Here is a 15,041-nt window from a genome sequence, read left to right as displayed (position 1 = left end):
TGCCCCTCCCGTGCGCCGCCGCACGCACCTTACCGAGCCCACCGCGGCTCGGGCAGGGGGATGGGTCCCGACGTTGGGCCGACGTCGGGCGGGACGCTAGAGGTCGCCGCGGCGCTGCAGGTGCCGCAGCGCCACCCACCCGATGGGCACGCGGATCCAGAACGTGAGCACCCGGAAGACGAGCGCGGCGGAGAACGCGACGCCGGCGGGGATGCCCGCCACCGACAGGCCCGCGGTGAGGGCCGCCTCGACGGGGCCGATGCCGCCGGGGGACGGCACGGCGGCGCCGACGGCGTTGCTGGTGAGGTACGTGATGGAGAGCGAGGTCAGCGACAAGGTGTAGCCGAACGCCGCCAGCGAGGCACCGAACGCGGCGATGAACCCCACGGTCATGACGATGTTGCCGGCGATGCCGATGGCCAGGCGGCGGGGGTTGCCCACCACCCACAGGACGCGCGGCCACACCTGGCTCAGCGTCGGCCCGATCTTCCTCCAGATCCAGGTGCGCAGCGGCGCCACGAGCATCGTCACGCCGGCGAGGAGGATGACCGCGCCGGCCGCGATCCCCACCCCGTCCGTGGGGAACGACAGCGTCCCCGCGCTGCCCGTGACGAGGGCAACGGTGACGAGCAGGAGGATGGTGGTGACGAACTGGGTGACCTGGACGAGCGCCACGGTCGCGACGGCGATGGGCGTCTCGACCTTGCGCCGGGTGAGGAAGCGGATGTTGAGCGCGGCCGGCCCCACGCCCGCCGGGGCGACCAGCGAGATGACGGACGCGGCGACCTGCACGAGGGTCGTGCGCCACACCCCGAGCCGTTCCGGGGAGAACGCGAGGAGCGTCATGGCGGCCCCCACGTAGGTGCTCAGGCCCAGCCCGAAGGCGACGACGAGCCACACCGGGTTCGCGTCGCGCGCGGCCTCGGCCACCTGCTCGAAGTTGAGCGTGCCGAGCAGGACCCAGATGGCGATGACGGCGATGGTCACCATGACCACGGTGCGCACGCTGAACCGTTCGAGCCGCACCGGCTCGACGGTGGCGGTGGGGACCAGGTCGACGAGCTCGGCGCGCAGGGCGTTGAGCAGCTCGCGGTGGTTGACGGTCGACGAGCGCGTCTGGGCGGGCAGCACCACCGGCTGGAGCAGGGGCGCGATGGCCGCCAGCTCGTCGGTCTCGAGGTTCCGGGCGGCGCTGGCGAGGGCCCGTTCGGGGCCGATCTGCACGGCGAGGAGGGTGAGGAGCTGGGCGAGGTCGAGGCGCCGGGAGAGCTCGGAGGAGGCGATCTCGCCGTGCTCCCAGTCGAGGAGCCACACCTGGCGGTCGTCGTCGACGAGGATCGCGTTGGCGGTGAGGTCGCGGTGAGCGACCCCCCGGCTGTGGGCGCGGCGCAGCTGGGACCACAGCTCGTCGAGGAGGGCGTCGTCGATCTCCTCGGGCGTGAGCTCGGGCAGCCGGCGGGCCCGGGGGACGTGCCGCGAGGTCATGAGCACGGAGTCCTGGGCGACGGCGATGCCGGCGAGCAGGGGCGTGCGCACGCCGGCGTCGCACACGGCGTAGGTGAGCAGGGCGGCGCGGTCGGCGGCGTCGCGCAGGGTCGCGGAGCGGCGATGGTCGAGGCCGCGCATGCGCAGCGCAGTCCACAGCGAGGCGAGGTACCCGACGACCTGGCGGTGGCCGTCGAGCACGGCGACGTACCACCGGGTGCCCTCGACGTCCCAGGCGGAGTACACCCGGTGGGCGCCGACGGGGTCGAGCGTCACGCCCGACCGGGGCGCCGCGGCGGCGACGGCGGCGGCCGCGTCGGTCGTCGGGTCGAGGTCGATGGTGTCCGGCGGCCGGCCCGGGACCGCCTCCCGCGCGCCGTCGACCGTTTCCTCCGTGAGCGGCTCCGCCCGCTCGGTGTAGCCGATGGGGGCTGACGTCGTCACCGTCCACGCCCGGGGCTCCGCGCCGGGGCGGGCAGGGTCCAGCCGCACCACGCGGACCGGGTCCAGCCCCGCCCGCCGCAACCCCCGGACGAGGCCGATGCCGTTGGCCCGGTCGCTGAGCACGCCGACGGCGTACCGGGCGCCCAGGCCGACCGCCCGGCCCAGGAGCACGGTGACGACCGCGCCGGGGAGGGTGAGCTGGCCGCGGATGACGGCCAGGCCGAGGACGACCCACAGGAGGTTCCACGACCACCGCAGGGACGGGCGCTGGGAGCGGGTGCCCAGCGCCGTGAAGAACGCGGCCAGGGCGGCCGAGTAGGGGTTGAGCGCGATGACGCGGTCGCCACCGACGGTGATGGTGAGGCCGACGGTGAGGGCCCGGGGGTCGAAGGTGTTGAGGAGCCAGATGGCGAGCGTGGCGACGAGCGCCGCGACGACGGCCGCGAGGACGGCCTCCAGGACCACCCGCCAGCGCCGCTTGACCAGCTGCAGCACGATGATCACGGGTGGGAGGAAGAACGTCACCAGGCCCTCGAGCACGGTGACCGGCAGGAGCAGCAGCTCGCGCAGCACGAGGCCCGCCGCGGACTGCACGTCCTCGGTCACCCCGAGCGCCGTCCCGTGGGCGTAGACGGCGAGGAGCAGCACCATGCCGATCCCCACGCCCGAGAGGATGAGCTCGACGAGGTCGCCGGGGCGGCGCACGCGCGTCTCCGGCACGTCGACGAGGAGCACCCCGCGGCGGGGCGTGCGGGCGCCTCGGGGGGACTGGCGGCCCTCCTCCTGCGCCGGCGCCGTCATGGCGGGGAGTCTACGGCGCACCGCGCCGCGGATCCGGGAGGTCCACCCGTCGAGCGCGGCCCGTCGGGGGGCACCCCGTGGGCTCAGGTGAGCCGCAGCGCCTCCAGCCACGCCTCGGGCAGCAGCGTGTAGCCGACGAACGCCACGACGTCGATGAGCGTGTGGGCGACGACGAGCGGCATGGTCCGGCGTCGGCGCAGGTAGTACAGCGCGAAGACGACTCCCATGGCGACGTTGCCGAAGAACGGCCCGATGCCCTGGTAGAGGTGGTAGGCGCCGCGCAGCAGGGCGCTGGCGGCGACGACGGCGGCGGGGCGCCAGCCGAGCTGCTCGAGCCGCTCGATGAGGTACCCGACGGCGATGACCTCCTCGAGCAGGCCGTTGCGCAGCGCGGCGAGGATGAGGACGGGGACGGCCCACCACGTGCTGTCGAGGGCGGCGGCCTGGATCTCCACGGTGATCCCCAGGGCCCGCCCGGCGGCGTAGAGCGCGAGGCCCGGCAGGCCGATGAGGGCCGCCAGGGCGAGGCCGGCGCCGAGGTCGCGGACGGGACGGGTCCGGTCCAGCCCGATGCGGGCGGTGGCCCGCCGGCCGGGCTCGGACAGGAGGAAGAGCACGAGGAGGACGGGGACCAGCGAGAAACCGATGTTGAGGAGCTGGTACGTGAGGTCCAGGTAGGGGCGGGGCGAGCGGGAGGGGTTGAGGGCCGTGGACTGCGCGCCCAGCGGCGTCTCAGCGGTGAGCCGGGCGTAGATCTGGACGAGCGCGTAGACCGCGGACTGCCCCACGGACAGCCCGAGGACGATCCACACCTCCGCGCTCAGCCGGCGCCGCGCCGCCCCCTCGGCTGCCATCCGCCACCGCCCCCCGCTCGTCGTGCGCGCCCGTGCGCCCCGTGCGCGCCGGGCTGCCCGTCGCTGCGGCCCAGCATGACGAACGGCGGCGCCGGGGGCGAACCGGGACGACGACAGCCGGCGTTTCCCACATGCTGAGACACTTCTCGGGACGGCCGTCGCCCGCGGCCTACCATTTCCGGACCATCCAGAGCAGCCGAGAGACCTGGCTCGTCGACGCTGCAGCAACCCGCGTGCCTCCGTGCACCGCAGACGGGTGCTCCCGCCAGGACCGATGGAGGCGAGCCTGTGATCACCCTGTCCGGCCTGCGCAAGGTCTACCCCGCCCGCGGGGGTGAGGTCGTGGCCCTCGACGGCATCGACCTGCACGTCGAACGCGGCCGCATCCACGGGATCGTCGGGGAGTCCGGCGCCGGGAAGTCCACCCTCATCCGGTGCCTCACGGCGCTCGAGCGCCCCACGTCCGGCAGCGTCGTCATCGACGGCGCCGACCTCGCCGCGCTCGGGGAGCGCGCCCTGCGCGCGCAGCGCCGGCGGATCGGGATGGTCTTCCAGCACGTCAACCTCCTCGAGGCCCGCACGGCCGCGGAGAACGTCGCCTACCCGCTGCGCGTGGCGAAGGTGCCCCGGGCGCGCCAGGCGGAGCGGGTCCGCGAGCTCCTCGAGCTCGTCGGGCTCACGCACCGTGCCGACGCCTACCCGGCGCAGCTGTCCGGCGGCCAGAAGCAGCGGGTGGGCATCGCCCGGGCGCTCGCGGCCGACCCGGCCGTGCTCCTGTGCGACGAGCCCACGTCGGCGCTGGACGCGGACACCACGCGGCAGATCCTCGGGCTCATCCGTGACGTGCGGGACCGCCTCGGTCTCACCGTCCTCATCATCACCCACGAGATGTCGGTGGTCCGCGAGGTGTGCGACTCCGTCACGCTCCTCGAGCACGGCCGAATCGCCGAGCACGGGGCGGTGGCCGACGTCGTCGCCGACCCGCGGTCCCGGCTCGCCCGGGCCCTCGTCCCGCTGCCGCCGGCCGGCCCCGAGGCGGGGACGGTCGACGTCGAGCTGTCCTTCGGCGCCGGGCACGGCACCGCGTCGGTGCTCGCCACGGTCGCCGGCCTGGGCGCCGACGTCGACGTCTCCGCCGGGACCATCGAGACGCTCGCCGGGGACCGGGTGGGCCGCCTGCGCCTCACCGTCCCCGCGGCCCGGCGGGCCGAGGTCCTCGGCACCCTCCACGGCGCCGGCCTGCACGCGGAGGTGGCGTGATGACGTGGCTCGAGGAGGTGGCGACCAACCCGGTCATCACCGAGAACCTCCCCGAGGCGACGGTCGAGACCCTGGCCATGGTGGCGCTGGCGTCGCTGGTCACCGTGCTCGGCGGCCTGCCGCTGGGCCTGGCGCTGGCGACGACGGCGCCCGGCGCGCTGCGTCCCGCGCCCGCCCTGCACGGCGTCCTCAACGTCGTGGTGAACGTGGGGCGCTCCCTGCCGTTCATCATCCTCATGGTGGCGATCATCCCGCTCACCCGCGCCCTCACCGGGACCACCTTCGGCTGGCGCTCCGCCGTCGTCCCCCTGTCGATCGCCGCCATCCCGTTCTTCGCCCGCCTCGTCGAGACGGCGGTGCGGGAGGTGGACCCGGGCAAGGTCGAGGCGGCGCAGATGGTCGGCGCCTCCCGCCTGGGGATCGTCTGGGGCGTCCTCGTGCGTGAGGCCCTGCCCGGGCTCCTCTCGGGGCTCACCGTCACGGTCATCACCCTCGTCTCGTACTCGGCGATGGCCGGGGCCGTGGGGGCCGGCGGCCTCGGGGCGCTCGCCATCAACCACGGCTACGTCCGGTTCCAGACCGATGTCATGGTCGTCACCGTCGTCGTCATCGTCATCCTCGTCCAGCTCGTCCAGATGCTCGGCGACCTCCTGGTCCGCGCCGTGGACCACCGCTGAGCCGCAGAAAGGAACCCCCATGCGTCCCACCCGCTACCGCGCCGCCGCCCTCACCGCCGCCGTCGCGATGACCATGGCGGCCTGCTCGGGCGAGGAGTCCGGCGGGTCCGAGCAGACCGACGGCACCACCGGCGGCGTCACGACGCTCACCGTCGGCGCCAGCGTCACCCCGCACGCCGAGATCCTCGAGTTCGTCGACGACGAGCTCGCCGCGGACGCGGGCATCGACCTGGAGATCGTCGAGTACACCGACTACATCCAGCCCAACGTGCAGCTCGCCGAGGGACAGCTCGACGCGAACTTCTTTCAGCACCTGCCGTACTACGAGGCGGAGGTCGAGGAGAAGGGGTACGAGTTCGAGCACTTCGACGGCGTCCACATCGAGCCGTTCGGCGTGTACTCGAGCAGCGTCACGGACCTCGAGGACCTGCCCGACGGCGCCCAGATCGGCGTGCCCAACGACCCGTCCAACCAGGCGCGGGCGCTGGAGCTCCTCCAGGAGGGCGGGGTCTTCGCGCTCGCCGACGTCGAGAACCCCTCGGTCTTCGACATCGCCGAGAACCCGAAGAACGTCGAGCTCGTCGAGCTCGAGGCGGCCCAGCTGGTCCGCACGCTCGAGGACTTCGACGCCGCCGTCATCAACGGCAACTACGCGCTCGAGGGCGGGCTCAACCCGGCCGAGGACGCGCTCGTCCTCGAGCCCGGCGAGGACAACCCGTACGCCAACCTCGTCGCCGTGCGCGCCGAGGACGTCGAGGACCCGGCGATCCTCACCCTCGACGAGCTGCTCCACTCCGACGAGGTCCGCGACTTCATCAGCGAGCGCTGGCCCGCCGGGGAGATCGTCCCCGCGTTCTGACGCACCCGCGGCGGCCCCGGGACCGGGGTCGCCGCGCGGCGGGCGTGGGCCGCCCGCGCGGGTCAGCCGCGCCGGTCAGCCGGCGCGGCGCAGCCGCAGCGAGTTGGCGACGACGAGCACCGAGCTCATCGCCATGGCCGCCCCCGCGATCATCGGGTTGAGCAGCCCGAGCGCCGCCAGCGGGATCGCCGCGACGTTGTAGGCGAACGCCCAGAAGAGGTTCTGCTTGATGACCCGCAGTGTGCGGCGGGACAGGGCGATCGCCGTCGGGGCGGCCCGCAGGTCCCCGCTGACGAGGGTGATGTCGCTCGCCTCGATGGCGACGTCGGTGCCGGTGCCCATGGCGAGGCCGAGGCCCTGCCGGCCGGCCTGGGCGAGGGCCGCGGCGTCGTTGACGCCGTCCCCCACCATGGCGACGACCTTGCCCTGCGCCTGGAGCCGCGCGACGACGTCGAGCTTCTCGCCGGGCAGGACCTCGGCGACGACGTGCTCGGGGGCGATGCCCACCTGCGCGGCGACGCGCTCGGCCGCGGCCCGGTTGTCACCGGTGAGGAGCATCGGGGTGATGCCGAGGGCGCGCAGGCGGGCGACGGCCTCGGCCGACGTCGCCTTCACCTGGTCCCGCAGGGCGAGGACGGCGCGGGCGGTCCCGTCCCAGGCGACGACGACCGTGGTCGCGCCGTCCGCCTCCGCGGCGCGGTGGGCCCGGCCGAGCGCGTCGTCCGCGCCGACCCCGGCGACCCCGCGCTCGGTCAGCCAGGACGGGCGACCGACGAGCACCTCGACGGCGCGGGGCGGGGTGCCGGCGGGAGCGCCGCCGTCGGCGACGAGGCCGCTGACCCCGCGGCCGGCGTGGTTGCGGAAGCCCTCGACGGCGGGCAGCGCGCCCGCCTCGGCCTCGGCCCGGCGGGCGACCGCCTGGGCGATGGGGTGCTCGCTGGCCGCCTCGACCGCGCCGGCGAGGCGCAGGGCCAGGGCTCGGTCGGTCCCCGGCGCCACGACGACGTCGGCGAGCTCCATCCGGCCCTCGGTGACGGTGCCGGTCTTGTCGAGCACGATGGTGTCGACCCGGCGGGTGGACTCGAGGGTCTCCGGGCCCTTGATGACGATGCCGAGCTGGGCGGCGCGGCCGGTCCCGACGAGCAGGGCGGTCGGCGTCGCCAGCCCCAGCGCGCACGGGCACGCGATGATGAGGACGGCGACGGCGGCCGTGAACGCGGCCTGGGCGTTCGCCCCGGCGAGCAGCCACACCGCCAGCGTGCCGAGCGCGAGGACGAAGACGACGGGCACGAAGACCGCCGAGATGCGGTCGGCGAGGCGCTGGACCGGCGCCTTGCCCGTCTGCGCCTGCGTCACCAGGCGCCCGATCTGGGCGAGCGTGGTCTCCTCGCCCACGCGGGTGGCGCGCACGAGGAGGGTGCCGCTGGTGTTGACCGTGGCCCCGGTGACGGCGTCGCCGGGGGCGACGTCGACCGGGACCGGCTCGCCGGTGAGCAGCGAGGTGTCGACGGCCGAGCGGCCCTCGACGACGACGCCGTCCGTGGCCACCTTCTCGCCCGGGCGGACGACGAAGAGGTCGTCGACGCCGAGCGCGGCGATGGGGACCCGCCGCTCGGTCCGCCGGCCGTCGGCGTCGATGCTCACGCGCGCGACGTCCTTGGCGCCCATGGACAGCAGCGACCGCAGCGCGTCGCCGGCGCGGCGGCGCGAGCGGGCCTCCGCGTAGCGGCCGGCGAGGAGGAAGGTGGTGACGACGGCGGCGACCTCGAAGTAGAGCTCCGGCATCCCGGGCGTCAGGCTCGCGCCCTCGGCGGGGAAGAGCTGCGGGGTCATCCGCATCCCGAGCGCGCCGGCCCCGCCGAGCAGCAGCGCCCACAGCGACCAGCCGGTCGCGGCGAGGACGCCGACCGAGACGAGGGTGTCCATCGTCGAGGCCCCGTGCCGGGCGGCGCGGGCGGCGGAGCGGTGGAACGGCCAGGCACCCCAGGTCACCACGGGCAGGGCGAGGGTGGCGACCACCCACTGCCAGCCGGTGAACTGCAGCGCCGGGATCATCGAGATTGCGACGACCGGGACCGTGAGGACCGCGGCGACGCGCAGGCGGCGCAGGAGGTCGGCCGAGCGGCGCTGGGAGGGGGAGGAGACGTCGTCGCCGGCGGCCTGGTCGGCACCGCCCGCGGCGAGGGGGCCGCCGCCCTCCTCGAGGGCGTCGGACGCGTCGGGAGAGTGCGCCGTCGTGGCGTGCGCCGAGGACGCAGCGGGGGGCGGGGGCGTCGCGTGGGTGGCGTGCCGGCGCGTGACGGTGCCGGTGTAGCCGGCGCTCGCGACGGCGGCGAGGAGGTCGGCGTCGGGGACGTCGTCGGTGAGCTCGACGTGGGCGGACTCGGTGGCGAGGTTGACGGTGGCGGTGACGCCGGGGAGCTTGTTGAGCTTCTTCTCCACCCGGGCCACGCAGGAGGCGCAGGTCATGCCCTCGACGGCGAGGTCCACCTCAGCCTCGGGCGCGGCCCCGTCGGGGCCGGGTGCCTGCGGGTCGGACGCCAGGACGGTGCTCTCGGAGGGTCCGCTCGGGGTCATGGCGGGCCTCCTTTCTGCTGGGGGCGCCTCGCGGCGGGGGTGCGCCGTCGGGCCGGTGGGGGGAGCGCGGGCGCGGCCCCGGCTCGCGGGAGCCCTCCCCGCGGCGCCGGGCCGCGCCTCGGCGGGGTCAGTTGTCGACGTGGATGGCCTTGACGGTGTACCCGGCCTCGTCGACGGCGGCGCGGAGGGCGTCCTGGTCGAGGACCGAGTCGGAGACCACCGTGACCTCCGAGAGGCCGCCGTTGCGCAGGATCACGCTGATGTTGGACACGTGCTGGACCTGCTCGAGCTCCTTCGTCACGGCGGAGACGCAGTGGCCGCAGGTCATGCCTTCGACGTCGAGGACGGTGGTGCGGTCGATCGGTGCCGGGTCGGCGCTCATGTTCTCTCCTTGGTGGTGGTCGTTCCGGCGCCGCCAGGGGGAGGCGCCGTCGTGCTCAGGACCGGACGAGCCGGGCGATCGCCTCGGAGGCCTCGCGGACCTTCTCGGCGCCCTCCGCGTCGGAGGAGCGGGCGGCGTCGACGACGCAGTGGCCGAGGTGGTCCTCGACCAGCCCGATACCGACAGCCTGCAGGGCCTTGGTCACGGCCGCGATCTGGGTGAGGACGTCGATGCAGTAGGCGTCCTCGTCCACCATCCGGGCGATGCCGCGGACCTGGCCCTCGACGCGGCGCAGGCGCTTGGCGTAGTCGTCCTTCGTGCCGCTGTACCCGGCCACGCGAACCACCCCTCCCTCGGTCTGTGCAGACGAGAACATGGTACCCCTCGGGGGTATTCCCGCCGAGGGGTTCGCCGAGCGCGCCGAGCGCGCCGAGGGAAGCCGGTCTCAGCCGAGGTGGCGGACGAGCGACGCCGCGAGCCCGGTGTACCCGGCGGGCGTGAGCGCGAGCAGGCGGGCCTCGACGTCCGAGGGCAGTCCCAGGCCGCCGATGAGCTCCCGCATGGCCGCGGCGTCCACGCGCTGGCCCCGGGTGAGGGCCTTGAGCCGCTCGTACGGGTCGGCCATGCCCTCGACGCCGGCGACCGACGCCGCGCGCATCGCCGACTGCACCGCTTCCCCCAGCACCTCCCACGAGGCGTCCAGGTCGCGCTCGAGCGGCACGCGGTCGACGTCGAGCCCGGCGAGGCCGCGGCGGACGTTGTCGATGGCGAGCAGCGAGTGACCGAACGCCACGCCGATGTTGCGCTGCGTGGTGGAGTCGGTGAGGTCGCGCTGGAGCCGGGAGGTGACGAGCGTGGCGGCGAGCGTGTCGAGCAGCGCGGAGGAGATCTCCAGGTTGGCCTCGGCGTTCTCGAAGCGGATGGGGTTGACCTTGTGCGGCATGGTCGAGGAGCCGGTGGAGCCCTGCGCGGAGAGCCGCTGGCGGAAGTAGCCCAGCGAGATGTACGTCCACACGTCGGTGGCGAGGTTGTGGAGGACCCGGTTGAAGCGCGCGACGTCGGCGTACAGCTCCGCCTGCCAGTCGTGCGACTCGATCTGCGTGGTGAGCGGGTTCCACGTGAGGCCGAGGTGCTCGACGAACGTGCGCGCGACCTCCTCCCAGTCCGTCGTGGGGACGGCGACGGCGTGGGCGCCGTAGGTGCCCGTCGCCCCGTTCGCCTTGCCGAGGTACTCCGCCGCGGCGACCCGGCGCAGCTGGCGGCGCAGGCGCGCGGCGAAGACGGCGAGCTCCTTGCCGAGCGTCGTCGGCGTGGCGGTCTGCCCGTGGGTGCGGGCGAGCATCGGCACGTCGGCCTGGGCCCGCGCGAGGGCGGCGACGTCGTCGACGAGGGCCGTGGCGGCGGGCAGCCACACCTGCTCGACGGCGTCCCGCACCCCGATCGCGTAGGCGAGGTTGTTGATGTCCTCGCTCGTGCAGAAGATGTGGACGATCTCGCTCACCGCGGGCAGGACGGTCCCGGCGCCGAGGTGCTCCGGTGCGGCCGCGAGCCGGCGCTTGAGGAAGTACTCGACCGCCTTGACGTCGTGCCGGGTCTCCGCCTCGATCTCCGCCAGCTCGGCGATCTCCGCCTGCCCAAAGCTCGCGACGACGCCACGCAGGTAGGCGACGTCCTTGTCGGTGAGCGTCGGGGCGCCGGGCAGGGCGCCGGTGCGGGTGAGGTGGACCAGCCACTCGACCTCGACCTGGAGCCGGGCCCGGTTGAGCGCGGCCTCGGACAGGTGGTCGACGAGCGGGGCGACGACGGGGCGGTACCGCCCGTCGAGCGGGCCGAGCGCGACGGCGGGCTCCAGCTCGGCGAGGCGGACGGGGCGAGTGGGCTCGGCGCTCATGGCGGCATCCTCCCAGAGGTGCCGCTCCCGGCGCGGGGGCGTCCGTGAGCCCGGCGTGGCCGGCCCGCCCGTCAGCCGCCGTAGCGGCGCGCCAGCGCCACCGCGTGCGCGCCGTAGCCGCCGCCGAAGAGGGCCGCGTGGACGAGGACCATGTGGAGCTGGTGCAGGCCGGTGCGCTCGCGCCAGCCGTCGGCGAGCGGGGAGACCTCGTCGTAGGCGGCGAGGACCCGGTCCGGGTACGGGCTGCCGAACACGGTGAGCTGGGCCAGGTCGGACTCGGCGTGCCCGCCGTGCGCGGCCGGGTCGATGAGGACGGCCTCGACGGCGGAGGTCGCGCCGTCGGCCGGGCCCGCCCGGCGGGTCCACAGGACGTTCCCGCCCCACAGGTCCCCGTGGAGCCGCGCCGCGGGCGTACGTACGAGCCCGGGCTGCGGCGCGTCGAAGGCGCCGGTGGCGACCCGCTCGGCGCACCGCTCGATCGTGCGCGCGCCCGCCGCGTCGACCGACCCGTTCCCGACGGCGCCCTCGAGGTAGGGCAGCAGCCGGTCCGCCGCGTAGAACTCCCCCCACGCCGCGGGTGCCGTGGCGGCGTCGGCGTGCAGCACGAGCGGGGCCCGGCCCATGACCCCGTCCCCGACGACGCCGGGCGGCGCGCACCCGAGGAACGGCGCCCCGGCGGCGTGCGTGCGCGCGAGGCTCCGCCCGAAGTCCTCGGCGGCGGCCGTGTCCGGCGCGGCGTGGTCGACGTGCGCCGTCTCCAGCCAGTCCGTGCCGTGGCCGGTGACCCGCGCGACGGCCGTGCCGCCACCGGGGTGAGCCGCGGCGAGCCAGCGCAGGCCGGCGACCTCCGCGGCGATCGCGGCGGGGCGGCCGCGCTTGCGCATGGCCTCAGTGCTCCGCGGCGGCGTCCATCGTCGCCAGCACCTGGCGCAGGTGCTCGACGACGCCGTGGCACGCGGCGAGGACCTCCTCGTAGGTCCGCCGGAACCCGGCGTCCTCGCCGAAGTACGGGTCGTCGACCTCGAGCTCGCCGGCGGCGACGGCGTCCGGGTCGAAGGAGCGCAGCAGCCGCACCTTCGCGGCGTCCTCGGGGGTCGGCGCCATCCGGCGCAGCGCCTGCTCGTGGCTGCGGTCGAGCGCGAGGACGAGGTCGGCCTCGGCGAAGCTGTCCCGGGTGAACTGGCGCGCCCGGTGCGCCGCGCCGTCGTGCCCGAACTCGGTGAGCGTGGCGAGGGCCCGCGGGTCCGCGGGGCCGCCCACGTGCCAGTCGCCCGTGCCGGCGGAGATGACGGACACCGGCATGGGCAGGTCGGCCTGGGTCAGCAGGTCGCGCAGCACCACCTCGCCGATGGGGGAGCGGCAGATGTTCCCGGTGCAGACGAAGGAGACGGTGTAGGGACGGGGGCTCATGGCGGCATTCTCGCCCGGATCCCGGGGGTCTTCCACCCCCGCCGCGACACCTGACCCGGCCGCACCCGATGGCGGTCCCGGTGTCCTCCACAGGGGCGCCGTCGGCCCGGCCGTCCCCGGCGGCGTCGTGGCGCCGCTCTCGGCGACCGGGGCGGTCCCTAGCGTGGCAGCGCGGAGAGGGGGTGCGATGGGAGAGCCGGCATGGGGCTGGGGGGCGGCCTCGTGGGACACCTCGAGCGAGGCGCTGGCCGACGTCGACGCGGCACGCGCGGCGCTCGGCGTCGTCCAGGACGCGCTGCGGTCCGCGGTCCCGCACGCGTGGGTCGGCGTCGCCGCCGACGCCTTCACCGCACGCCTCATGGAGCTGCTCGGGGGCTCGCACCGGCTGGAGGGCCTCGTCGACGACGCCCGCACCGCCGCCGTCGTCGTCGCGCGCGAGGTCGCCCTCGACCGGGCCGGTGACGCCGGATGAGCCGCGACCGGCCGGAGCCCTCCGCCGCGGCCGTCATCGTCACGGGCGGGTTCGGGCGCACCCAGGTGGACACCGACGAGCTGCGCGCCCTGGAGGAACGCCTCGCCGAGGCGGGCCGGGTCCTCGACCTCGGCCGGACGTCGTTGCTGCGGGCGCGGGGTCACCTGCGCTGGGACGGCCAATGGGTGCCGCAGCGCGCCGAGTGGGCGATCGGCCTCGTCGAGGCGGCCGTCGACGGGCCGGGCAGCTTCTCCTCGCTGGAGCCGGTCGTCGCCGAGCTGGAGGGGAGCCTGCGGCAGGCGCGGATGGCCTACGAGGAGGCGGAGGGGGCCTCTCGCGCCCCGTTCGGGTCGCCGGCCACGCCGTCGTGGTCGGCGTTCGCCGCCCGGGTCCGCACCCCGCACCTCGTGCTCTCACGGTCCCTCGGCCCGGCCCTGGTGAGCGTGCGGATGCTGGGCGACCTGCCCCTGGGCCTCGTGCCGGGACGGTCGGCGCTCGCGGCCGCCCTCGACGCGCTCCCGCTGCCCGAGGGCCCGCCGGGCTCGCGCGTGCCTCACGGCCTCGCCACCCAGCGCACGGTGCGGGAGGCCGCCGCCGAGCTGCAGCACTACCTGCCGTGGTTCGCCCTGCCGGACGGGGCGGAGCTCGCCGGCCTCCCGCTGGGCGACCTCAGCCCGGAGCAGCGCGCCCTCCTCCCCGTCGCGCTCGCGCTGCAGGCCCTGCCCGCCGTCGTCGTCGGCGGGCCCCGGGGCGACCACGCGGTGGAGGTGACGCCCGTGCTCCCGCCGCGCGAGGTCCCCCCGGCGAGCGGCGGCGGGGACCTGCTCCGGGCGATGGACCGCCTCGCGCCCGCGGCGGGCGGGCGACCGGGCACGGTGGAGGTCCGCCGGGTCGAGCACCCCGACGGGCGCCGGACCTGGACGGTGCTCGTCCCCGGCACGCAGCACCAGGGCGGCGGCGGGTCCAACCCGCTGGACAACCTCACCAACGCCGAGGCGTTCGTCGGCCTGCCCAGCGACGCCGAGGAGGGCGTGGCGCGGGCCATGGACCAGGCGGGGATCGCCGCCGGGGAGGAGGTGACGCTCGTCGGTCACAGCCAGGGCGGGTTGACGGCGATGCGCCTGGCCGCGGACCCGGTGTTCGCCACCCGCTACACGGTCGCGGCCGTCCTCACCGCGGGCAGCCCGGCGGCCCACATGCCCACCCCGCCCCGCGCGCACGTCCTCAGCCTCGAGCACCTCGAGGACGTCATCCCCGGGCTCGACGGCACGCCCAACCCGGCGGAGCCCCGTCGCACCACGGTGGCGCGCTCCCTCACGGCCGGGCACGCCGGGCCGCACCGCACCGACGTCGGGTTCTCCGAGGCGCACGCCGTCACCACGTACGCGCAGACGGCGGACCTCGCCGAGGCGAGCGGCGACGTCTCGGTACGGGTGTGGTCCGAGCGCCTGGCCGAGGCGTCCGGCGCGCCCGGCACCGTGGTCACCTCGACGGTGTTCCAGGTCCGCCGGGTGCCGGACGGCTGAGCGTCAGTGGTCGGCGGGCACCAGCGCGCTGAGCACCCAGGTGATGATGGAGATGACGAGGCCCGCCCCGACGGCCCACCAGAACCCGTCGACGTGCAGCCCCCAGCCGATCAGCCCGGTGATCCAGCTCGTGAGGAGGATCATGAGCGCGTTGATGACGAGCGTGAAGAGCCCGAACGTGAGGATCGTCAACGGCAGTGAGAAGAACTTCACGACGGGTTTAATGACGGCGTTGACCACGGTGAAGATGAAGGAGACGACGAGGACCACGACCACCTGCTCCCCGGCCGTCGCGGCCTGGGTGATCGAGACGCCGTCGAGCAGCCACGCGCACAACCAGAGCGCGATGCCGTTGAGAACCAGCTGGATGAGGAAGCCCATGTGCCGATCGTTGCACCTCTCA

At 75.3% G+C, this 15,041-nt stretch carries 14 protein-coding genes; 5 read left to right on the top strand and 9 right to left on the bottom strand.

Going from position 1 to position 15,041, the window contains the following annotated elements:
- Positions 1 to 96: 96 nt before the first annotated feature.
- Positions 97 to 2,730, bottom strand: a complete 2,634-nt coding sequence (locus EBO36_RS14520; RefSeq protein WP_122825241.1) for a lysylphosphatidylglycerol synthase transmembrane domain-containing protein — start codon at positions 2,728 to 2,730, stop codon at positions 97 to 99.
- A gap of 83 nt (positions 2,731 to 2,813) precedes the next feature.
- Complete coding sequence (locus EBO36_RS14515; RefSeq protein WP_122825240.1) at positions 2,814 to 3,584, bottom strand: CPBP family intramembrane glutamic endopeptidase; 771 nt, start codon at positions 3,582 to 3,584, stop codon at positions 2,814 to 2,816.
- Between the two features lie 288 nt (positions 3,585 to 3,872).
- Here EBO36_RS14515 and EBO36_RS14510 point away from each other — a divergent pair, with 288 nt between their 5' ends.
- From EBO36_RS14510 to EBO36_RS14500, 3 genes are read left to right on the top strand one after another with little or no spacing between them, the layout of a single operon-like run.
- Positions 3,873 to 4,844: a methionine ABC transporter ATP-binding protein gene (locus EBO36_RS14510; RefSeq protein ID WP_122825239.1), complete on the top strand. Its 972-nt coding sequence runs from the start codon at positions 3,873 to 3,875 to the stop codon at positions 4,842 to 4,844.
- Positions 4,844 to 5,521, top strand: a complete 678-nt coding sequence (locus EBO36_RS14505) for a methionine ABC transporter permease (protein WP_122825238.1) — start codon at positions 4,844 to 4,846, stop codon at positions 5,519 to 5,521. Before EBO36_RS14510 ends, EBO36_RS14505 begins: the two co-directional genes overlap by 1 nt.
- Positions 5,522 to 5,540: 19 nt before the next feature.
- The gene (locus tag EBO36_RS14500; protein ID WP_122825237.1) at positions 5,541 to 6,380 is read left to right on the top strand and encodes a MetQ/NlpA family ABC transporter substrate-binding protein; all 840 of its coding nucleotides are present in this window, start codon (positions 5,541 to 5,543) and stop codon (positions 6,378 to 6,380) included.
- 75 nt (positions 6,381 to 6,455) lie between these two features.
- Here the strand turns inward: EBO36_RS14500 and EBO36_RS14495 are convergent, their stop codons facing one another.
- The 6 genes from EBO36_RS14495 to EBO36_RS14470 all read right to left on the bottom strand — a co-directional run bounded on the left by EBO36_RS14495 (position 6,456) and on the right by EBO36_RS14470 (position 12,640).
- A complete protein-coding gene (locus EBO36_RS14495; protein WP_122825236.1) occupies positions 6,456 to 8,957 on the bottom strand; it encodes a heavy metal translocating P-type ATPase in 2,502 nt (833 codons plus the stop codon).
- Positions 8,958 to 9,084: 127 nt separating this feature from the next.
- Entirely contained in the window at positions 9,085 to 9,339 is a 255-nt protein-coding gene (locus EBO36_RS14490; protein WP_122825235.1) for a heavy-metal-associated domain-containing protein, read from the bottom strand.
- 55 nt (positions 9,340 to 9,394) lie between these two features.
- The gene (locus tag EBO36_RS14485; RefSeq protein WP_122825234.1) at positions 9,395 to 9,676 is read right to left on the bottom strand and encodes a metal-sensitive transcriptional regulator; all 282 of its coding nucleotides are present in this window, start codon (positions 9,674 to 9,676) and stop codon (positions 9,395 to 9,397) included.
- A 108-nt stretch (positions 9,677 to 9,784) separates the two neighbouring features.
- Positions 9,785 to 11,230, bottom strand: a complete 1,446-nt coding sequence (purB, locus tag EBO36_RS14480; protein ID WP_122825233.1) for an adenylosuccinate lyase — start codon at positions 11,228 to 11,230, stop codon at positions 9,785 to 9,787.
- A 71-nt stretch (positions 11,231 to 11,301) separates the two neighbouring features.
- Positions 11,302 to 12,114, bottom strand: a complete 813-nt coding sequence (locus tag EBO36_RS14475) for a fructosamine kinase family protein (RefSeq protein ID WP_122825232.1) — start codon at positions 12,112 to 12,114, stop codon at positions 11,302 to 11,304.
- A gap of 4 nt (positions 12,115 to 12,118) precedes the next feature.
- The gene (locus EBO36_RS14470) at positions 12,119 to 12,640 is read right to left on the bottom strand and encodes a low molecular weight protein-tyrosine-phosphatase (protein WP_122825231.1); all 522 of its coding nucleotides are present in this window, start codon (positions 12,638 to 12,640) and stop codon (positions 12,119 to 12,121) included.
- 187 nt (positions 12,641 to 12,827) lie between these two features.
- On the opposite strand from EBO36_RS14470, the gene EBO36_RS14465 reads away from it, so the two are divergent.
- Together EBO36_RS14465 and EBO36_RS14460 are read left to right on the top strand one after the other, a co-directional pair.
- A complete protein-coding gene (locus tag EBO36_RS14465; RefSeq protein WP_122825230.1) occupies positions 12,828 to 13,112 on the top strand; it encodes a hypothetical protein in 285 nt (94 codons plus the stop codon).
- The gene (locus EBO36_RS14460; protein WP_122825229.1) at positions 13,109 to 14,638 is read left to right on the top strand and encodes an alpha/beta fold hydrolase; all 1,530 of its coding nucleotides are present in this window, start codon (positions 13,109 to 13,111) and stop codon (positions 14,636 to 14,638) included. The genes EBO36_RS14465 and EBO36_RS14460 overlap by 4 nt, the downstream gene beginning before the upstream one ends.
- 3 nt (positions 14,639 to 14,641) lie before the next feature.
- Here EBO36_RS14460 and EBO36_RS14455 read toward each other — a convergent pair whose 3' ends face one another.
- Entirely contained in the window at positions 14,642 to 15,019 is a 378-nt protein-coding gene (locus EBO36_RS14455; RefSeq protein WP_122825228.1) for a phage holin family protein, read from the bottom strand.
- Positions 15,020 to 15,041: the final 22 nt, after the last annotated feature.

It is taken from the genome of Georgenia faecalis (assembly GCF_003710105.1).
Taxonomy (GTDB): Bacteria; Actinomycetota; Actinomycetes; order Actinomycetales; family Actinomycetaceae; genus Georgenia_A; species Georgenia_A faecalis.
This window is presented reverse-complemented; position numbering and strand designations above follow the sequence as displayed.